Source organism: Adhaeretor mobilis, from assembly GCF_007741515.1.
In the GTDB taxonomy this organism is placed as follows: Bacteria; Planctomycetota; Planctomycetia; order Pirellulales; family Lacipirellulaceae; genus Adhaeretor; species Adhaeretor mobilis.
Genome location: NZ_CP036263.1, coordinates 4,481,425 through 4,501,967 on the forward strand (window position 1 = coordinate 4,481,425; position 20,543 = coordinate 4,501,967).

Sequence of the window (20,543 nt, forward strand, 5' to 3'; positions counted from 1 at the left end):
TTGTTACGATCGTCTTAGGTGATAGTAGACGCCGCCGCGTCAGCAACTTGATCCTGCTTGCCCCTCCAGCATCCTGACTCTCCTCGTGTGAACTTCTCGGTAAGATGGCTTTCAATCTGCCGACGCTTCCACCCCCTGGAGATTCTCTTGTCGATTGCTTCTAGCGAAATAGCTTCAACAACCGGATCCGACGCCTCGACACTCATAGCACCAACTGCGACAGCCTTTTCGAGGGCCTCACCAGGGTTTGCATCCCGGGATATCGCGGCAAGAAATCCTGCGATCGTTCGATCGCCGGCCCCATTGGTGGAGGCAACTTCCACCTCGAAGCACGGAGCATACAGCTCGCGGGCCACCCACTCTGCTAGGTCTCGTTTCCCATCATAGAATCCGTGAGTAATCCTCTCTGCGTCCGAGGAGCTTTTCAAATAGAGGCCGTGCGAACCAAGTTTCAATACGACAATACCTGCTCCCAACGAAATCAAGCGATCCGCAGTTTGACTCAACAGGTCATGATCGAAGGTATCAACTTGCCCCGCTTCTGCCAGCTCGTGATGACGTGTGGGATCAAGCATGAAGAGGACCTCTTCGAGGCTCGGCATAAATAGAGCTACATGGGGCAACACGCGTTCTAGCCATGCGCTCCAGTTAATTTCTCCAGCCGGAGCAGTCGGGTCGGGCATCGCCATGTCGAGCGATGTCATGGGGCCCTGCTCTTTGACACTTCGAAAGAGCCTTGCCATTGCTGTTCCGCCATCCTCCCAGAATCGCTGCATGAGCGGTGGATAGCCAAAGTGAAATAGCTTTGCGCCTTTGAGCAGCTCAAGCTGAATGTCTTCTGCCGAGAAAGTATCATTCGCCGCTGGAAAATGCAGGAAGGAACGATCAACACCCGATGGCATAATCACGAGCGAATAACTGGCATGCTCACCTGGAGCAACAATCATCCCGTCTGCAAGGTCACCGCTGGTGTTCTGCAGAATGTTGAGTATCTCATTCCCAAAAGAGTCATCGCCGATTTTTCCCATCAGGGATGTTCGCACGCCAAGCTGGTGTAGTGTCAGACCTACATTGGCAACACAACCTCCGGTAACATGAGCTGCCGGGCCAATTACTTTTAACTTGCCCGGTTCAATAAGGGCGTTCGCTGAAACGGTCTCTTGAGGGAACTCTGGAATAATGTCCAAGCAGATGTGGCCGGCGACAACGACTTCAGGCCTCGGCCTCTCGGGCCCTTTTCCCTGACTCTCTCGCCTCGAAACGGCTGAGGTCGTCTTGCTGGAATAGTCGAAGTAGCGATTGGTCGCATGTAGGTCTTCTTCTAGGGTGCGAAACGGCCTTATGCCAAGACCTGCTAGGTCGTTGTGGTAAGAGCGAACTGCTTCTGCCGCATCGGTAAGCTGGCCATCAGCCAAGTAGCGGAGATGCTTGATAAAGGTGAGTTGATGCTCGGAATTGTTGATCATTCGACCATAAAGGGCCACACGAGCACCATATTTTTTGGCTTCCCACAACTGCTGGAAGGCGTCGTAGGTTGTGCCGGACGAACCTCCGAGAATCCCCACCACGAGCGAAGAATCGTAACTGACCAGCTCCTCTAGCGATGCGGGGCCGTGATAAACCATCTTCAGAAACAGTGGACGACCTCGCTCCGTGACGCCAGCCAGTGCTCTCACGATATGGTCGTTTACAAACGAACCTACGTCTGCGATAGGATTGACGGGGCAGTTCGGATCAAAGATTTCCAGAAAGTGGCGAAATCCTTTGCGTTCGGCTTCCAGACAGAATTCGCGATAAGCTGAAAGAGCTTGTGCATCGAGCACGGTGTCGTTATTGAAGGTGATCGAATAGAGACCCAGGTCTGCTCCAAGCTGACGTTCTTCCCGCTGGCAGTCCGCCTTACCGCACATGGCATGGTCGATCGAGGCAGAACGAAATGGACGTGACGGTTGCTCCGAGTAGATGCCTCCCCGTGCCAGCCAGATATCGGTCGTGTCATTAGCACGAATTGCAGGGGTGACACGACTTTGGTCAAACAGACGCTCGTTGAGGGTGAGCACTTCGTTGGTACTCGCACTCATCAGCATGATGTCGATGAGACCTTGCTGAGTGTTTTGGCGAATGATGTCGCGATACTCTTGCAACGATCGGAATTGTTTCGATTCTAAGTTCTTGCCGGGAGCAGCAATCCCGAAGGCCATGTCCGCATCCTTAGCGTCGGCAAGAAGGAACTCATCGCAGGAAGGATCGTCGAGAATGCGAGTTAGCTTCTCATCCAACGTCTTATTGGCATGGTCTGGCATATCGTTGACTGTACAGTTCTTTCAGAAAGCTAAGCTAACAGGAGTGCTATTACCGTGCTGATTACGTCACCATTGCTTCAATGCATCTCTGTTTCGACGCTGCCGATTCCACCACGATAGAAGTTGAAACGGACTTGGGGATGATCGGCCAGCAGCGACATCGGTACAGAACTATCGGGGATCTGTTTCGCAATCATCAAGGCACTCAATCGCATGCCAAACGGGTTGTCGTGGTGACCCGGATGCCAAATCGACACACAATCGGCCTTCCAAGTCTCTACGGGGCCGACCGTTGCGGCGCGAATGGGCACTTGGGGAACGTAGCCCCCTCCTGAGGTACGCGCATTCTGGATGACCGTCATGGGATGCAAGTCGGTGATGCGGGTTCCTAACTGGCGATACTCTTCAGGTGTTGGTGGTGCATCCTGATAATCGCCTTCTCGCTTAGGCGGATCGTTAAATGCCCAATGCTTGACTTCGCCTTGTCCACCTTGCATCAGTGCGCATCGCACTTCATCGTAGCTCTTGGAGTAGGCCTCCAAGTCCGTCGGGAAGTGTATGTTTTCTGTGGGCATCAAGAGTTCAGGTCGAATGCGGTTAAAGCAAAGTTCCATGTCGGCTTTGGCAAACGAGAGAGGATGATCGGTGGCGACCGGCTTACCATCTTCGATCCATTCATCCATCCCCCAAAAGTGAGCGTCATGGAGTTTGAGGTCGAGCGCGTTAACCATCCGTGCCACGAGAGGCAATTGTTCCGTCGGACCAATCGGACCGCAAATCCCTACAGGATTGTCGGGGGTCGCTTGCCGCCAAACCTGAATGTATTCGAGTGCTTCGGCGCAGAAGAATTCCTCCAGGGTGTCGTAGAGGGTCACGACGAATCCGTCTCGCGATAGCCCCGTCAGATCGTCAGCCGTTAGTCGAGCCGCATCTTTGAGAATCTCCGAGTCGAGTGTCGTATAGTCCCACCAGCCAGGTGCCACTTTGCTTATTGGACGTCCCATCGTTCTAACTTGCCTCCTAATAGTTCGTGCAGAATGTCGGTTTGAGGAAACGGATGTCCCCGGTGTTGGATGAAGGCTTCGGCATACTCGGTGCCAAGTTCGGTGCCTCGCTGCTTACTGTGCCGTTTCATCGACTCAATGTATTCATCCATGCCGTGGTGGGAGCGTAGCCACTCACGCTGCGAAGCGTGACAGGCGAGCATCTCGCTCTTCCGGTCAATCTGTTCTGAAATATCGATTCGAACAGACGGCTTCACCAGCTCTCCAGAGTAGGGGTCGCTCCCCTCGATCGGATCGCAATAGTAGAGCCAAGGGATAGTCGAGCCTGCCAGAAGAGGCAATGGTGACGCATTGGGTATCGGGAAACCAAAAGCGGCACTGCGAGCCAGTTGATGCACTTGCTCGTGGTCGAGCATGTAGTCGTGACGCGGATGCGTGAAGACCAGGGAGGGGGCTACTCGACGGAACAAGTCAATTGCCTTTCGATTCGTCTCTTTCTCAAACACGACATTGACATCGCGTTCCTCCAGGCAGTGATAAGTGGCGCCGAGTACCCGAGCGGCAGCGACCCCTTCGGCGCGACGTATCTTTGCTATTTCTTCTGGAGGCAAGGAGGCTGACCCGCAATCACCGGGAGTCGCGGTCGCAATGTGCGTTTCCCAGCCCAGCTTGGCAAGACGTAGCAGGGTGCCAGCACAGAGAATCTCCGCGTCGTCGGGATGTGCTAGGAAGGCTAATGCGACACGTCGGGTTGTCAGGGTGGAACTGGCCATAGAATCCATGACTCAAATCTTTTGGTAGGTAGGTGGTATCACTCTGAGCTAATTCACTGGAAGCCACCTTTGTCGTGGCCTGCGCACTTGAGAAGCAAGTGCACGAGTCTCGCCTAGGTTAGTGAAAGAGCCTTTTGGGGATTGAGAGAGGTAAGCATGCATATCGAATCTTCATCGAGATGTAGGTGATTGCGAAGGTTATCAGCACTCGTAGTCATGGTTGCAACCGAACCTGCCAAATGAGATTTGTCACCAGCAATCGATGTCACTCCATACTCGTCAACATCGACCTGTTGCCCTCCGATGGTGTACTGCCCTGGCCCCAGGCCGGCGGCGGAGATCGCATCTGTCACAACAATCGATCGATCAACGCCTGCGACTTGGAGGTAGTTGCCAAGTGCATAGAACGGAATGTGTACTCCATCGGCGATAAAACAGCACCAGAGGTGATCTGCAAAACTGAGTACTCGCTGAATGACATTGTCGTGGCGGTCAATCTCCTTGGGACATCCATTGCCTACATGAGTGAACATGGACAGTCCTGAATCGACTGCTGCTCGCAAGACATCAAGCGGTGCTTCGCAATGTCCGGCTGAGACGATTACTCCCTCCTGAGAAAGTCGTTGAGTTACCTTTAGTCCGCCGTCACGCTCAGGTGCCAGTGTCACTATGCGGGTTAGTCCTTCTGCCGCCTCCAGCAGTTGGAGCATCACCTCGGTATCCGCAGGCCGAACAGAATTTGCCGGATGGGCACCAACATACCCTGTTCGTTCGTTGATGAAAGGTCCCTCAATGTGAATGCCTTGTATGACCTTACGTACGATCTCATCTTCGTCGCGAGCCCGAACAATTCGCCGGAGTCGCGAAACCATGGCATCGATATCATCCGTAATGACCGTAGCCAGGATCCCTTCCACGCCATCGTTCGCTAAGCGTGTACACGCGCGGTGATAGTCTCTACCACTAGCATCGTCGGAATTGAAATCAACGCCGTCGTAGCCGTTGACTTGCAGGTCAAAGTATTGGGGGCCGTTAATCATGGATTCCTTGCTTCCTAGCGGGTGGCAGACATGGATTCTGACAGTTTGCTTGCGGCGGGTGGATCCAGGAAGATGGTCGTTGCCAGGTGCGATTGCAAGATAGATGCAGGAACATCCTGGGTAATCGGCCCTTCAATGACCTTCGCCGTTGCATCTGCCTTCCGTTCGTCGGGAACGCTACAGACAATGGCGTTTGACTTGAGGATTTGCCGAACAGACATGCTAATTGCCTGAGTTGGGATCTCTTCAAACGTCGAAAACCAGCCTTCGCCAAGTTGTTGGCGACGACATGCCTCGTCCAGCGAAACCACCAAGTAAGGTACTTCCGTATCAAAATCGGCAGGAGGATCGTTGAAGGCAAGATGGCCGTTTTCGCCTATGCCTATCAGGGCAACATCAATCGGATGAGCTGTTATCAGATCGGATAGGCGAGAACATTCATCGGCAACTTGCTTAGCCATTCCATCGATAAAATGGAAAGCTTTCAACGGCACCTTGGAAACAAAGCGTTCGCTAAGGTACTTGCAAAACGAGGCCGGGTGATCTGTGGAAATCCCAATATATTCATCCAGGTGAAATCCCGTAACTTGCTCCCAAGGAATATCCTTCTGCGCTATCAATGCAGCCAACGTTTCAAATTGGGAGGCTCCCGTGGCAACGACAATATTGGCAGAGCCTCGTTCGGCAACGGCCTGCTTAATCAACTCACCAGCTTTGGAAGCAGCCAGTTCTCCCATTTCTCTTGTGTCTTTTGAAATAACAACGTTCATCTTTCTCGTCCTTTCGCGGTTAAGTTTAGTAGGTCAAACCTTGACTTGTTGTGCAGGTTGTTGCGTGTGAATTGGTTTTATACTCGCAACACGGTTCCCAGCTGCTCACATATTGCATTGCTTGATTTTCGAATTCTGATTGCCATTTCATTTGTGCAAGCACCAGAAACTCCACTTCTCACTTCGTATGGATCTCTCCTGCAAGCAGTTACGGTATCACATTGCCAGAATTCTCCATTTCAGTCTGTTGCAGAGTTGAGAGCGGTTATCGGAGCAACCTAACATTGAAGCAACTTAATTTGACTCCCGCTCAAAACTGCGCTGAACAATTTATTGAGGTGGGCCTGCAATGTCCGGGATCCGTTCTTCAACAGGTGTTTTCAGCTGTCGATTAGTGACGATAACTTCAGTCTCGGTACCTTGTGTTCCTTGCGAAGTAGCTATTCGTCTCCAAATTCACTCCAAACGGGGCGATGCCTTGGCAACTCAGCGCGAAAATCGCCGAGACTGTTCCAATTGAGTGGCCTGGCTAGGTCAACTTCGGCAAGGACAACTGTGCCAAACTCGTCTCCCTTAGAAAGCGGTTGTCCCGTGTGGTCCCACACAGCCGATAACATCCAATCCTGACTTGGCGAACAATAAGTGCTGCTCACAAGGTAGACTTGGTTTTCACAAGATCGAGCCGAAGCTAATGTGGGATTGCATCCCCAAACCGGCCATGCGATTACTTCGGCTCCGCGATTAGTCAACTTTCGGGCTACCTCAGGAAAAAAGCCGTCGTAACACACCATCATCCCGATTTTGCCAAAGCGGGTTTCGAAAACTGGATATTCGTTTCCGGTTGCAATTCCCTTTTCGACTTCTTCGCGAGGAAGACATACTTTTCGATACTTGCCGACTATTTCTCCTTCTGGCCCGAGCAACACAGCGCAATTATAAATCAAATGACCTGATCGCTCATAAAGGCCGACAACGATATAAAGGTCGTGTTGTTTGGCAAGAGAAGCGAAGTAATCGGTCGATGGACCCGGTATTGCCTCTGCCACTTCGTCACACGTTTTGCCCAAGCCGAAGTAATTGATCGTTTCTGGCAGAACCACGAGATCGGCCTCTTGGTTGGCCGCCGCTTCGATCAATGGGGCAAATTGTTGGCTATTGTCACTTGGGATCTCGCCTCCGTGAGGGCGGTAGTGAACTGCGGCAAGGCGAATCGTGCGACTTGGAGGCGCATCGGATTCGACAAGTGAGACCTCTCGATACTCCACCGCACCGTTAGGTGCCCATTGCAAGTGCAGTTCGACGACTGCCCGCGTTGCGCGCCGCGGGGCACAATAGTTGCCCGACAATTCACACCAACCTTCGCTATCTACCTGGCCGTCACGCGGATGTTCTGCTTCCACAATGCCGAGCGATTTTGGCAAATATCCGACACCTGGAGGCTCGTCACGTGGTACCTTCCGCCCCAGATCGTCGGTCCAGACAATGCGGACCAAGCAACTTCGTCGTGGCACTGCCACGTTTCTCGTTTTTCGTAGAGCGGTAAAGCGATACCACTTGCCACCCTTGATCGGAATCGTATTGGTCCAATAACCGTCGAGCCCTGGTCGCTGGTCATGCTCGACATTTAGCACCGGCTGGCCAACGGTATCAGTCGAAAATGAAAACTTAGGCTTAAGTTCATCTCGAGGTGCGGCTGGTATCCAGCCGCCTGAATCATTGCTTGTCTCGTCGCCGCGAGCGGCAAGAGTTGCAAAGAACAGAATCAATGCAAACCAATAACACTTGTAAGACATGCTCGACCTCCATTCGGAAGATGGTTTCATGTTAGCACGGGGCGACAATCCAAATTCTACTCAACCTACGCTTCGGAATTCGTCGCGCGGGCCGCTACAAAATAACTCTTCGCACATTCGGTTGACTTTGGCATCAAATAATACTAGGGCACAATTGTGTATTTCGAAGACCTTTCGGACGATTGCATTTCGTCACCGAAACTAGAGAGTGTCCTCATTCCTCCGGCGTGTTCCTATATTTCCCACGGCTCACGCTTGGGTCTCTTCAGCATCCCAGCGGCTTCGTCGTCGCCGATGATCTGCTCCGATTCCGGATCCCATTTGATCTTTCGTTTCAGTTTCATCGCGATATTTCCCAAGTGACAAATTGTTGCAGTACGGTGGCCGACTTCGACTGGTTCGATAGGGTCTTGCCTTGATTTCACTGCGTCTAAGAAGTTCCGCACATGTTGTGGCGATACACGGTCATATCTAGTAACCGGCTTGCCGGGCACGGCTACAGGTAAGTGAAACTCGTCGGGACCGATTACCGAAGTGAGCAGAGACTTCGGCGAGGCGTGTACACCGCTTGAATCGACCTGCACCCAGCCCTCACTGCCTTCGAATCTCGCACCGAATCCAGGAGGTCGGGTTTCGCAGATTAGCTCAACACCATCAGCGTAACGTGCGTGAAATGCAACTCTCGTTGCAGTAGTAAACAGCGAACCTGACTCTGGCCACTCTGAACCGGCATCGGTGAACTCTAATGGTCCGGTGAGCTCACTACCGTGTCCGAGCTGAGCCAGATCAAGCGAATGGGCACCAAAGTTTGTCGTCTGACCACCAGAATACTCTTCGATGAAGCGGAACTTGTAGAGGCAGCGGTCCTCATGATAGGGTGCCTTTGGGGCGGGGCCGAGCCACATGGCGTAGTCAAAGCCTTTTGGCACAGGCATCGGCATCCAACTAGTACCGGGACCGGTGAAATTGTTCTCGGCGATGTATGCAGTTATTCGTTCCAAATCGCCGATGCGTCCGTTGCGCACCAACTCGCAACCGCGGCGCATGTTATCGTTTGAGCGATGCTGACTACCCGTCTGCAAAATACGCTTATGCTCTCTCACGGCCTTGACCATCGCCTTTCCATCTTCGACTGTGAGTGACAGCGGCTTCTCGCAGTAGATGTCTTTGCCCGCCCTCGCCGCAGCAATGGTCATCGTGGCGTGCCAATGGTCCGGCGTGATGATGACCACTGCGTCGATGTCGTCTCGCCCCAAGACTTCGCGAAAGTCAGTATATGCAGCGCAGCCTTTGTAAGAACCTGAATGAGACTTGTCGGCGTAGTACGCTTCCACACTTTGCTTGCCTGGCTCTCTACCGAGAAAGTCTTCCGGTACGCGATAACCGATGCTGCCAGTGTTTACATCGCATACGGCCAAGACTTGCACGTCATCGTTTTCCAAAAACGCGGGCAGATCGACTTTGCTCTGGTTGCCCAGGCCAATGAAGCCAACGTTGATGCGATTGCTGGGAGCATTTGCCCCAAATACACTGCGCGGAACAATAGTCGGAGCGGCAACGGCGCACGCAGCGGATTTGATGAATGTACGGCGGGTTGATTGGGACATGATAGGACACTCCTTTTTTGGGATAGTAAACTTTGTTCACTCAGAGATTCACTCGAAGTTGTTCGAGTGAATGAGATGGCATGAGAAGACTTTTCGCTCTACCCGTTGGAAGTAGCGTATGAAATTGATTCCAGGAGAAAAATGCACAAGCCATTAATCTGTGGATCAAGAAGTATTCAAACATAGCAAAAACTATAAGGTTGCGTTGATCGAAAAGGCTCGGATCGAACGTAGGAGACATAGTCCCAGTGCCTATCCCGGAAAGGTTCTGGCTCCGCAGTTGAAGGGCCAATTCGCGTGCAGGAGTATTGCCAACAACGCCACCACCAACGATCAACGCTTCAATCGTACTCATTGTTATCAGATTCAAAGCTTGAGAATTCAATTGATATCGCTTCCCGTACTAAACTTGAGAATCGGTCGCTGCTTTCTCAATGAGCAGGCTGACTAGGAGGCCATCCGTTGTTCCCACTGCAACCGAGATATGCAAAGTCCAAACAAGACAGTACTCAATGATCTCACGAGCAAGGAAGGCCTACGCCTCCGACGATACTCGCGAACGCTGCATTAGTAGTGTCTGACTATGTCGCTGAAGGAATGCGTGCCGTCCAAACAGCTACAACATATACAAAGTGCCAATTTAGGATTTGTTGAGTCCATTAAATTAGAGTCCAGATGATGATTGATACAGGCCCATTAAGTTGACGAACCAGCGAGCGGGTATTTTGGAAAGCATCTAGAAACGAGTACTCCGATGGAAATCTGAACTATTAGTCCCAAGGGCATAGCCCATAGAAAATTTATGCCTTGTTGGCCAGTAATCTCTTCCCAGTAATTCACTGTCACGACGACAATCAGACCACATAGTGCACCAAGATGGGTACCCAATACTGTCGATCTAGGAACGAACATGGCCATGAAGAAAAGACCGAATAGAGGAGCAGTAAAAAGGTTGCATATTTTGAACGATAATTCCAAGAGATTGCCCTTAACGGAGCCAACGACTGTGCTCAACAGTACCACGATTAGGCCGACGCCCACCGATATCCACATTGATTGAACAACGTCCTTCCGTTGACTCTTGGAGGGCGAGCGACTTAGCCGATCAAAGAAGTCGATCTTTATAACTGAACAAGACGAGTTGATCCCTGAGGAAAGACTAGACATAGCCACGGCCAAGAGGCCTGCCACCACTAGGCCACTGACGCCGGGTGGCAAATTGGTCATGATAAAATCCGGAAATAGTCGATCCGCTCGAGCCAGCAATGCAATCGATTCAGAAGGCTGGCTTACATTGGCTCGATAGTACGACCATACTGCTAGTCCAACTAAAGCGAGCAGTATGGCTGAGAAGGCACTGGAGACTAATGCTGCTATTAGAGTTCGCCTGGCGGTTTTAACATCGCGGTTGGCCAAGAATCGCTGTACTGCCATTTGGTCCGAAGCTTGAGTACAAACGTACCAAACCAAAGTACCGATCAAGGCGCCAAGAAAGGTTCGTGTGTCAGGATCGTTGTCGTATCCCCACCGTGGTTCGGGCCAGTGCGTGAGCCAATCGTCAGGCCACCAACTACTAATGCCGCCAGAAAGATAGGTTATCAGTGCCAATGTCAGCAACGCTCCGCTGAAGAGAATTGCACTTTGTAGTACGTCGGTAGCGACCACAGCTCGCAGTCCTCCTAGTGATGTGTATGCTATCGTCACAGCACCGAGAACTAAGCTTATCCAGGGAGTAGCCCATTCTTCGATTCCTAACATCGGGACCAGCACCATCGCCGCAGTTGCGTAGACGACCACCGCCATCCACATCAAACGCAACGACAAGAATAGGAACGCACCAAGTAATCGAATGCTAAGTCCCAGTCGAATCTCAAGGATCTCGTAGGCACTGGTTACCCGCATCTGCATGATTCGAGGAATAATCCACCATCCGACAATGAGAGCAACCAACGGATAGGCAGCTAACTTACCCATCACAAAAACGGGCCCATAGAGTGCTGTCTCACCAGGAATTGCTAGGTAAGTAATCGCACTTAGCATGGTTGCGAAGAGCGATATCCCCAGATTGAACCAGTTCATCTCTCGACCGCCGAGGAGATACTCTTCGGTCGAGGTTGTTTTGCGAGAGTAGTACCATCCGATCGCCAACACTAGCAGCATATAGGCTGCGATGACGAGCCAATCGAGTGGCCCTAGTCCAGGAGTTGTCTTTAAATCAGGCATTAATAAAAAAAGGAGCCCGTCAATGAGCCTAGCTCACCGCTGAAGGGACTTAGCGATGGCTCGAACAGAGAGTGGTTGACAACTTACCCAAGGTGTTAGCGCAATACTCGCGCAGTGAATTTGGAGCCATATCACTTGGGAGGGCGTTTCTGAAGTTGGAGCATGGCCTGAGCGAAGCGATTGCCCAATTCTTTGGCCGAGGCGGCGTCAAAATGAACCGCGTCTTCTTGCGATTTTAAACCACTTGCTTCTACACTAGCGGTTGCCGGAACGCGATGTGGCAATGACTTAAGGGCATCGTTCACCATGGCCGTGAATGGAAACTGCTTTTTACTTAGGAAATCGCCTAGCTGGCCGACGACGATTGGTAGTCTTGCGTTTTTCAGGTCACGGCGTAAATCGTTAATTAGCGAGTCTAAACGCTTGGCGTAGCTTTCCGCTTTTTCCTTTGTCATCGAATCATTTTCGCCTTGATGCCAGAGCACTCCCTTCAGTGTTCCGTGCTGCAGTGCCGTTTCAGCGCGTTGGAGGGCCTGTTTGTACAGATCGCCTCCCTTTTCCCAACGAGAAAGCGGTGTGCCCCCAACAGCACACGGTACTAAGCCGATAGTTGCCGACAGGTCGACCGCAGCCATCACATTGCCGAACGAAAGGCCAGGTCCAACCCCCGCCGTCGGCTTGTCGAAATGCAGAGGATCTCTCGCAATTGCCCAACGATCCTGTTGGTTCAATACCAACACGCGTGGGCTGGGCTGATCGTCTTCCTGACAAATCGCAGCACGTCCCGCCATATTGGACTGGCCCATCAATAGGTAAATGTGAAAGCTCTTCTTCGAAGGAAGCGTGCTGTGATCCTCAGCCGATGCTTGTTTCAAGAACAACATTGATATTGAGACGCACAGCAATAAGAGAAAGCATATTAACCGATTCATGAATTGTGACCGCAAGTCCTGTTTGTTCACTGTTGTATCTACTGTTGGTACTAGAAATATCGAGTAAGCGGTGATCTTGCCGCAAGACAGCCTGCGCAGGACTCGGATGCTATGCGGTGGGCATTTTGCTAATGACTTTGCAGTTCGAAGTTAAATCGATTGGGCCCATCCGACGTCACCTCTAAGGTCAATTCACTATCGCTGTTATATCGTGGTGGCAACAATTGCCGCGTTCCTTCAACTTGTTCCAATTTGCCGGTGTTAAAGTCAATGTCCGCTTGCTTTCTGCCTGTGGTAGTTTGAGCAGCCGTGACTTCGACGCGAAACTTCCCTGCCAGCGGCCCTCCGCTAGATGCTATGGAGAATTCGCCGTCAACAATCTCGGCACCGGCTGTTGGACCACGAGTTCCTTGAAGTGGTACGAGGACAATTTGACCGCTAGCGAGCGGTTCACCGTCGACGGTCACCGTCCCTTTCACGGGCAGGCGAAGTGGATTGTCACTGCAGCCACTCGTTGCTACCACCATGAGCGTACAAGCGATAAAGTAACCGACAGGACTTCGCCGGCAAGCCCAGTGAAGTGGTAGAGGGTAGATAGGCATTTGCGTTAACTCCTTTCGACTAGAATTGCTACGGTATTCCGCGACTGCTTCTGGCATGTCCATCCTCACGCGTCTGCACTATCGGAAGGCAAAACTATACAATTCAGCATCGTGTATGTTTAATCGCAATATTATCGGTCGACCTCGCAGCTCTGACACGTCTTTCTTATTGTTGAATGTCACTACGTGACGAATCTCGTCGCCCGAAAAAGGATCGGACTCTTCCCACCCCTTTAGTGTTTGCCCAGCAGCATCCAGGATCTCGACGGTAATCAAACCACCAGCTTTGGTTAACGCGTTAATCTCCAATCGCTCGCCTTCGAAAGTAATGGGCACGGTTGTCAATGTTCCGCCCTCCTTAGGACCGTTGACCGACATGAAGCCATCAAGCCTCCATGTTGCCAGACCGATGGACCCCCTTAATGGCTGTCGTCCGACACCAGGAATGTTGAGGTACCCTTTTTTCTTGGCTTCCCCGACGCCATGAGTCTGATTGCCTCCGCCATAATAGACCCAGATCTCGTCGTTTACTCTTAGAGCGCTAGAAGGACTTGTTATGTTTACTGAATCCCAATCGCTTATCTTCCCGAACTCAATAATCGGCGTGCGGAAAGGACGCTCCCAGTTGAGAAGATCGCGAGAAGCTGCCAACTGGACCTCCATGGTACCTTGGTCGTTGCCATAGCGTGCTTTGGCATTGGTCGTCAATATCCAAGGCAATGCGACGGTGCAGCTCTCGGATTCATAGACTCCAATTCCATAAAACTCAGAACGCATCATGGAAGGGTCATCCGGCATATCTAGCAACGCTCGGACCGGTTCAATTTTGAGCAAACAATTCGCGTCGTCTCTTAAGTCGTTGGTAAATGACAACTTAGGCTTTGTCCAATTCTCAAAGTCGTCGCTAAAAATGGTCGCGAACGATCTGCGTTGAAAACCTCTTACGGTCGTGTTGTGTTTTGGAAAGCCCACATACTGGCTTAATCGGTGGTCATAGTAGCCTGTTGCGACATCGCTGCTTCGAGAGATTGGTTTTTCGCTTAGCATTGTCCAATTCAAGCCGTCAGGGGAAATATACGAATAGAAGCCGTGCGTTGTCGAGTCTTGACGCCAGCCGATCATTTTGTACCGCCGATTAGGGTCTGCATCCTTATTGTCTTTGAGTACTGATCCGTGGGTCATCAGTCTAATGGCATTGTGAGGCTCGCCATTTTTCGAAACGATTGTCCCGATAAGCGGCTTTTCCCAATGAATTCCGTCTTTACTAGTGGCGTAGCATACCGTCCCGTAGTCGAAGTAGTCGTTCGCCTTCCATGGGGATGTATTCTTAAAGGAATAGTTTGAATACCACATCTTGAAGAGCTTTTCTTCTTCATCGTAGATAGCAGTATTGCACTTGACCAACCAGGGTTCCCATGGTTGATCTGCGACTATTATTGGATTGGCGGGATGCTTTGTGCCTGTGTGTTGCTTAAGCCAAACACCATCCATTTCTTGAACGATTACTTTGTCAATGAATAACTGCGCCTTGTTCCCGACATCGAAAGGTGAATTTGCAGCGATAACACTCCCACCTAGAGTGATTAGTATGACAAAGCAATAGCACGATAGCACCCGTGCGGGGTTGAGTTGTACTGGTTTTCTCATACATAGCTCCAAGCTGCTCTGATTAGCAATGTAAATTTGACTAAATAGGTTCGCTGTATGGGGTGAATCAGCAAGCTGGATAATCCTATTGATTGCCCCGGGTCGATTTCTGCAAGGAGGGGGGCGCTCGGTCACAACTCATGGTCGCGGCCTGCAGTTGTGTTGCAGGTCGGTTCACTGTGTCGGCGCGACTTCGCCTTGGTCAATCGTCGAGATTCCTCGCCAAGGGATTAGATCAACCGTGTCGCTGTAGAAACTCACATGACCGTCGACAAACAATACATTCACGCCTCCGGTGTGCATGCTTCTGGCAGCAGCATGTTCGTTTTGTCGGTCCACGCCCGCCGTGGTATCGCAAGGCATTTGTGGCTGCGAAATACACGCAGTACGATCGATGCGGTCGCCAACACTTGTATTAGGGGTATTACGATGCGTGTAAATGGACTTGCCCATCCATGCCAGCGCCCAGATGCCACGAGTTTCGTAGGGCTTACTGCTACCGTCATCAGATTCGCCGACTAACAGTTCACTTGCAGCGGCGGTATTGGAAGTTCCGTCTGTAAAGTCTTTTAAACGACGCCCAACAAGCATGCGAAAAGCGCCGTCTGTGTCATGATCGGAGTCATCTCCACTGCAATAGGCAAGTGTGCTCCACGAGGCCTTTCCAGTTGGTAACAATATATCGGAACCAAAGGAGACGACATAATTGGACCGGGCACGGCGATCAGCTGAATTCGAAGCTTGGAAATAACGTCCCGCTGCGTCATCGCTGGGACAAATGAACGTCGCGATGCTCGCGCCAATGGACTGCCTGTTTTGTCCACTATAAACCAGTCGATTAAAATCAAAGTCAGCAGCCAAATTGGCCTGTTCTAAGAAGGGCAACATATAAACAAACGCGGAAGCACCTGTCCATGACAGGGTGACCGTACTGCACCCCGAAGAGCCTGGCGGCAGATTGCTGTTTGCACTCTCGTAACTGTGTATGGCCAAGCCAACTTGCTTCTGATTATTTACGCATTGCGCTCTTCGAGCGGCTTCTCGCGCCGCCTGAACGGCCGGCAACAGCAGTCCGACCAAAACGCCGATGATCGCGATGACAACCAACAATTCCACTAAGGTGAAACCACCTTCTATTTGCACCTTGCAGGTACGCTCTTTCGACTTTTCACAAATCGCGGATAAGTCTGAACGTCGCGTCAGTCTTGACTTCATGGGAATCTCCTAGAGCACGATCCAACAGAATTCACACAAATCAACCACGACCAGCCGCTGCCCCGGCCTGGGAACTGATCGTGGCTGAATTGTTCATGTCCGTTCACCAAACTAAGTAAAGAGAAAGCCAATCAGCAGTTGCGATTCCGATAACAAAGCAACATGAAATTGCACCCTACGATCAAAGCGAGGCAGCTAGGCTCCGGAACCGCTTGGACAGCGGAGAGGGGATAAAAACTTTCTCCGTAGTTGGATTGCCAATCCGCCAGGCTCCCCACTCCGGGATCTCGCTGCCATGCGAGGAAATCCTGGCCGTCCACGTCGAAATCTGCGTCGAAGTCACCCGGTACCAGCGCAACGGAGTCCGTTGTGACCCCCCCGACTCCGTTGCTATCCAAAACCAAACCGATACCGGCTGCACCCAAGTTGATTAAGCTGCCAGGCGTGCCGGAGATTTCGGCATCGAACTCCCAAGTCTTTCCATCGATAGTGACGTCAGTCAGGGAGCCGTCGTACACTTGCCAGAGGCTGTCGGCCTGACTCGCGTTGTAATTCACGCTTGGATTATTGGCAAAGCTGACAAGCGAGTTGATCTCCGCCGAATTGAGCGCCTTATCCCAAACAGTGAAGTCATCGAGGAATCCAGGAAAGGGTGCCTTTGCAGAACTACTAACATACCAACGATCGCCCAAGTTGAGGCTGTATTCTGTGGCAAAGCTCGTGCCGTCGGCATAGCCATTGCCTATAACGTTACTGGGAGCCGTCACCCACCCGTTTTCAAGTTCTTGATCCGTACCCGACACGGTGGCATTGCCGGAACCAGCGCCGTTGAAGTAGCCGACCAGAACATCGTTGTCATCGTCAAATACAAGTGCCACATGATTCCAAGTATTCGCTTGAAGGACACCGTATAGCCTCATTCCGACACGATTGTCTCTGATTCCTTCATCGGGGTTCGCCGTAATCTGCACAAAACCACCTGAGGTGGCGTTCAGATCAATTGCAAAGCCTTGATTTGTACTCCCCATAGCGCCTTTTTTTAACAGAGCACCTGTCCGAATGCTGGTCGGGTTAAACCACAACGATGCGGTATATCCGTTTCCAGGAACAGGATTGGCAACGTCTCCGAAATCGACGTGACGATCCAGTCCCGCAGTAATGCTATGCCCCACGAACTGCAGACTCTCGCCAATTATGCCGGCTTGACCGGAAATGACCTTCTGTGTCGATTCGCTAGGTCCTGTAGCTAAACCATCCAAGCTATTCCCAGACGTGTCAAAAACAGTAAAGCCTGCCACGCTAGTATCGCCGCTACCGCCATCGCTTACATCGGCATTATCCATGGTGGCATGAATCAATGGATCGGCGTGGACGGCGACTGTTCCGGCAAGCAGAGACAATACTCCGATGGTCAAGCCCATTAGCTTGGCACTTGACTCTTGGATCAACCCCATAATTGGTCTCCCTTTCAACGATGTGAATATCAGGACAAGGATGGCATGTGCATTACACACATGCCCGACGAGCTTCTCTCCATACCGTAAAGCCGCAATCATTCCCTCCGTTCAGGATTCACCATCGAGGCGTAAACTGAACAGCGAACTAATAAAGTGTTAGTGAAAGAAAACACGACTAATACATCACAACTCTCGTTTCTATCAAGTAATGACGTACGCCTCATGTTCTGTCAATTATTACGAAAATCGTGCAAACTGTCAATGGGCCAGTTGTGATTAGCTGTTTTTATGCAAGCAAATGATTTTCTCAGGTTTTAAGCCCAATGCATTACTACGAAACCTGGCAATAAGATCGCTGCTGATTTCGGTTTGCTGGGGTGGCTCAGAGTACTGATGTCTGATCTCGTCGACCGTGTGGCATTCCGCCAGAGGTGCGAGAGTAGGCCACCTGCACATCGCCGTTCGGGAGGTGCACGCCATTTGGGCGTCAAGAGGCGATCACCGTGGTAAAGATAGTGGCTGCTGCTCGGTCACAACTCATGGTCGCGGCCTGCAGTTGTGTTGCAGGTCGGTTCACTGTGTCGGCGCGACTTCGCCTTGGTCAATCGTCGAGATTCCTCGCCAAGGGATTAGATCAACCGTGTCGCTGTAGAAACTCACATGACCGTCGACAAACAATACATTCACGCCTCCGGTGTGCATGCTTCTGGCAGCAGCATGTTCGTTTTGTCGGTCCACGCCCGCCGTGGTATCGCAAGGCATTTGTGGCTGCGAAATACACGCAGTACGATCGATGCGGTCGCCAACACTTGTATTAGGGGTATTACGATGCGTGTAAATGGACTTGCCCATCCATGCCAGCGCCCAGATGCCACGAGTTTCGTAGGGCTTACTGCTACCGTCATCAGATTCGCCGACTAACAGTTCACTTGCAGCGGCGGTATTGGAAGTTCCGTCTGTAAAGTCTTTTAAACGACGCCCAACAAGCATGCGAAAAGCGCCGTCTGTGTCATGATCGGAGTCATCTCCACTGCAATAGGCAAGTGTGCTCCACGAGGCCTTTCCAGTTGGTAACAATATATCGGAACCAAAGGAGACGACATAATTGGACCGGGCACGGCGATCAGCTGAATTCGAAGCTTGGAAATAACGTCCCGCTGCGTCATCGCTGGGACAAATGAACGTCGCGATGCTCGCGCCAATGGACTGCCTGTTTTGTCCACTATAAACCAGTCGATTAAAATCAAAGTCAGCAGCCAAATTGGCCTGTTCTAAGAAGGGCAACATATAAACAAACGCGGAAGCACCTGTCCATGACAGGGTGACCGTACTGCACCCCGAAGAGCCTGGCGGCAGATTGCTGTTTGCACTCTCGTAACTGTGTATGGCCAAGCCAACTTGCTTCTGATTATTTACGCATTGCGCTCTTCGAGCGGCTTCTCGCGCCGCCTGAACGGCCGGCAACAGCAGTCCGACCAAAACGCCGATGATCGCGATGACAACCAACAATTCCACTAAGGTGAAACCACCTTCTATTTGCACCTTGCAGGTACGCTCTTTCGACTTTTCACAAATCGCGGATAAGTCTGAACGTCGCGTCAGTCTTGACTTCATGGGAATCTCCTAGAGCACGATCCAACAGAATTCACACAAATCAACCACGACCAGCCGCTGCCCCGGCCTGGGAACTGATCGTGGCTGAATTGTTCATGTCCGTTCACCAAACTAAGTAAAGAGAAAGCCAATCAGCAGTTGCGATTCCGATAACAAAGCAACATGAAATTGCACCCTACGATCAAAGCGAGGCAGCTAGGCTCCGGAACCGCTTGGACAGCGGAGAGGGGATAAAAACTTTCTCCGTAGTTGGATTGCCAATCCGCCAGGCTCCCCACTCCGGGATCTCGCTGCCATGCGAGGAAATCCTGGCCGTCCACGTCGAAATCTGCGTCGAAGTCGCCCGGTGTCAGCGACACGGAATCCGTCGTGACCCCCCCGACTCCGTTGCTACCCAAGACCAAACCTGTACCGGCCGCACCCAAATCGACGACGCTGCCAGGCGTGCCGGAGATTTCGGCATCGAACTCCCAAGTCTTTCCATCGATAGTGACGTCAGTCAGGGAGCCGTCGTACACTTGCCAGAGGCTGTCGGCATGACTTGCGTTGTATTTTAGTCCGGGGTGATTGGCCAAGCTGACAAGCGAGTTGATCTCCGCCGAATTGAGCGCCTTGTCCCAGACAGCAAAGTCATCGAGATACCCAGGGAAGGGGGCCTTAATGGGACGAGTATCATACCATCTATCACCCAAGTTGAGACTGTAATCCGTTGCAAAGCTCGTGCCGTCAGCATAGCCGTTCCCTACCACACTAGATGGAGCCGTCACCCACCCGTTTTCAAGTTCTTGATCCGTACCCGACACGGTGGCATTGCCGGAACCAGCGCCGTTGAAGTAGCCGATCAGAACATCGTTGTCATCATCAAACACTAACGCCACATGAAACCAGGTATTCGTTTGAAGAGCACCGTACAATCTCATGCCGACACGATTGTCCCTGCTCCCATCATCATCGGGGTTCGCTGCAATCTGTACAAAACCACCTGAAGTGGCGTTCAGGTCAATTCCAAAGCCTTGATCTGTGCTCGCCATAGCGCCTTTCTTAAGCAGCGCGGGGGCAGTAGGAATAGGGCTGGTCTGCTGAAACCACAGCGATGCGGTATAACCGTTTCCAGGAACTGGATTGGCAACGTTGCCGAAATCAATATGACGCTCTTCCCCGGGCAATATACTCGCTTCTGTAAGCTGCAGGCTTTCGCCGATCGCGCCGGCTTGACCGGAAATGACCTTCTGTGTCGATTCGCTAGGTCCTGTAGCTAAACCATCCAAGCTATTCCCAGACGTGTCAAAAACAGTAAAGCCTGCCACGCTAGTATCGCCGCTACCGCCATCGCTTACATCGGCATTATCCATGGTGGCATGAATCAATGGATCGGCGTGGACGGCGACTGTTCCGATAAGCAGAAACAGAACTGCTATGGTGATGTCCGTCACAATGGCACCTGACATTCGGATCGAACTCATGACTGGTCTCCCTTTCAACGAAGTGAACACTAAGACAATAGCGCTGCGCGCAACTAGCACATGCCCGACAAGCCTCTCTCTAGACCTTAAAGCCGCAATC

At 51.6% G+C, this 20,543-nt stretch carries 15 protein-coding genes; all 15 read right to left on the reverse strand.

Features of this window, described 5'->3' with window-relative positions; genetic code table 11:
• Positions 1–14: 14 nt before the first annotated feature.
• Complete coding sequence (locus HG15A2_RS17635; protein WP_145061853.1) at positions 15–2,303, reverse strand: carbohydrate kinase family protein; 2,289 nt, start codon at positions 2,301–2,303, stop codon at positions 15–17.
• 77 nt (positions 2,304–2,380) lie between these two features.
• On the reverse strand, positions 2,381–3,307 hold the full coding sequence (locus HG15A2_RS17640) for a sugar phosphate isomerase family (protein WP_145060407.1): 927 nt from the start codon (positions 3,305–3,307) through the stop codon (positions 2,381–2,383).
• A complete protein-coding gene (locus HG15A2_RS17645; RefSeq protein WP_145060406.1) occupies positions 3,292–4,080 on the reverse strand; it encodes a PIG-L deacetylase family protein in 789 nt (262 codons plus the stop codon). Before HG15A2_RS17645 ends, HG15A2_RS17640 begins: the two co-directional genes overlap by 16 nt.
• A 113-nt stretch (positions 4,081–4,193) precedes the next feature.
• Complete coding sequence (locus HG15A2_RS17650; protein WP_145060345.1) at positions 4,194–5,120, reverse strand: N-acetylglucosamine-6-phosphate deacetylase; 927 nt, start codon at positions 5,118–5,120, stop codon at positions 4,194–4,196.
• Between the two features lie 14 nt (positions 5,121–5,134).
• Entirely contained in the window at positions 5,135–5,890 is a 756-nt protein-coding gene (locus HG15A2_RS17655; protein ID WP_145061855.1) for a glucosamine-6-phosphate deaminase, read from the reverse strand.
• Between the two features lie 440 nt (positions 5,891–6,330).
• Entirely contained in the window at positions 6,331–7,683 is a 1,353-nt protein-coding gene (locus HG15A2_RS17660) for a carbon-nitrogen hydrolase family protein (RefSeq protein WP_218932058.1), read from the reverse strand.
• Positions 7,684–7,916: 233 nt separating this feature from the next.
• The gene (locus tag HG15A2_RS17665) at positions 7,917–9,290 is read right to left on the reverse strand and encodes a Gfo/Idh/MocA family protein (RefSeq protein ID WP_145061859.1); all 1,374 of its coding nucleotides are present in this window, start codon (positions 9,288–9,290) and stop codon (positions 7,917–7,919) included.
• Between the two features lie 696 nt (positions 9,291–9,986).
• Positions 9,987–11,513 carry a sodium:solute symporter family transporter gene (locus HG15A2_RS17670; RefSeq protein WP_145061861.1) on the reverse strand — a complete coding sequence of 509 codons (1,527 nt, stop codon included), beginning with the start codon at positions 11,511–11,513 and terminating at the stop codon, positions 9,987–9,989.
• 131 nt (positions 11,514–11,644) lie between these two features.
• Positions 11,645–12,388, reverse strand: coding sequence for a sialate O-acetylesterase (locus HG15A2_RS17675; protein ID WP_218932059.1), 744 nt, complete (start codon positions 12,386–12,388; stop codon positions 11,645–11,647).
• Positions 12,389–12,573: 185 nt separating this feature from the next.
• Positions 12,574–13,047 carry a hypothetical protein gene (locus HG15A2_RS17680; protein WP_145061863.1) on the reverse strand — a complete coding sequence of 158 codons (474 nt, stop codon included), beginning with the start codon at positions 13,045–13,047 and terminating at the stop codon, positions 12,574–12,576.
• 78 nt (positions 13,048–13,125) lie between these two features.
• The gene (locus HG15A2_RS17685) at positions 13,126–14,694 is read right to left on the reverse strand and encodes a hypothetical protein (protein ID WP_145061865.1); all 1,569 of its coding nucleotides are present in this window, start codon (positions 14,692–14,694) and stop codon (positions 13,126–13,128) included.
• Positions 14,695–14,868: 174 nt separating this feature from the next.
• The gene (locus HG15A2_RS17690) at positions 14,869–15,909 is read right to left on the reverse strand and encodes a DUF1559 family PulG-like putative transporter (RefSeq protein ID WP_145061867.1); all 1,041 of its coding nucleotides are present in this window, start codon (positions 15,907–15,909) and stop codon (positions 14,869–14,871) included.
• 131 nt (positions 15,910–16,040) lie between these two features.
• A complete protein-coding gene (locus tag HG15A2_RS17695; protein ID WP_218932060.1) occupies positions 16,041–17,363 on the reverse strand; it encodes a LamG domain-containing protein in 1,323 nt (440 codons plus the stop codon).
• Positions 17,364–17,939: 576 nt separating this feature from the next.
• Positions 17,940–18,980 (reverse strand): DUF1559 family PulG-like putative transporter, encoded by a 1,041-nt coding sequence (locus HG15A2_RS17700; RefSeq protein ID WP_145061867.1) that lies wholly within the window; start codon positions 18,978–18,980, stop codon positions 17,940–17,942.
• Positions 18,981–19,111: 131 nt separating this feature from the next.
• Positions 19,112–20,443 (reverse strand): LamG domain-containing protein, encoded by a 1,332-nt coding sequence (locus HG15A2_RS17705; RefSeq protein ID WP_145061871.1) that lies wholly within the window; start codon positions 20,441–20,443, stop codon positions 19,112–19,114.
• Positions 20,444–20,543 lie beyond the last annotated feature (100 nt).

Bases quoted from the DNA above. Each gene is read 5' to 3' on its own strand.
- HG15A2_RS17635 (WP_145061853.1), bottom strand. From the start codon at position 2,303: ATGCCAGACCATGCCAATAAGACGTTGGATGAGAAGCTAACTCGCATT.
- HG15A2_RS17640 (WP_145060407.1), bottom strand. From the start codon at position 3,307: ATGGGACGTCCAATAAGCAAAGTGGCACCTGGCTGGTGGGACTATACG.
- HG15A2_RS17645 (WP_145060406.1), bottom strand. From the start codon at position 4,080: ATGGCCAGTTCCACCCTGACAACCCGACGTGTCGCATTAGCCTTCCTA.
- HG15A2_RS17650 (WP_145060345.1), bottom strand. From the start codon at position 5,120: ATGATTAACGGCCCCCAATACTTTGACCTGCAAGTCAACGGCTACGAC.
- HG15A2_RS17655 (WP_145061855.1), bottom strand. From the start codon at position 5,890: ATGAACGTTGTTATTTCAAAAGACACAAGAGAAATGGGAGAACTGGCT.
- HG15A2_RS17660 (WP_218932058.1), bottom strand. From the start codon at position 7,683: ATGTCTTACAAGTGTTATTGGTTTGCATTGATTCTGTTCTTTGCAACT.
- HG15A2_RS17665 (WP_145061859.1), bottom strand. From the start codon at position 9,290: ATGTCCCAATCAACCCGCCGTACATTCATCAAATCCGCTGCGTGCGCC.
- HG15A2_RS17670 (WP_145061861.1), bottom strand. From the start codon at position 11,513: ATGCCTGATTTAAAGACAACTCCTGGACTAGGGCCACTCGATTGGCTC.
- HG15A2_RS17680 (WP_145061863.1), bottom strand. From the start codon at position 13,047: ATGCCTATCTACCCTCTACCACTTCACTGGGCTTGCCGGCGAAGTCCT.
- HG15A2_RS17685 (WP_145061865.1), bottom strand. From the start codon at position 14,694: ATGAGAAAACCAGTACAACTCAACCCCGCACGGGTGCTATCGTGCTAT.
- HG15A2_RS17690 (WP_145061867.1), bottom strand. From the start codon at position 15,909: ATGAAGTCAAGACTGACGCGACGTTCAGACTTATCCGCGATTTGTGAA.
- HG15A2_RS17695 (WP_218932060.1), bottom strand. From the start codon at position 17,363: ATGGGGTTGATCCAAGAGTCAAGTGCCAAGCTAATGGGCTTGACCATC.
- HG15A2_RS17700 (WP_145061867.1), bottom strand. From the start codon at position 18,980: ATGAAGTCAAGACTGACGCGACGTTCAGACTTATCCGCGATTTGTGAA.
- HG15A2_RS17705 (WP_145061871.1), bottom strand. From the start codon at position 20,443: ATGAGTTCGATCCGAATGTCAGGTGCCATTGTGACGGACATCACCATA.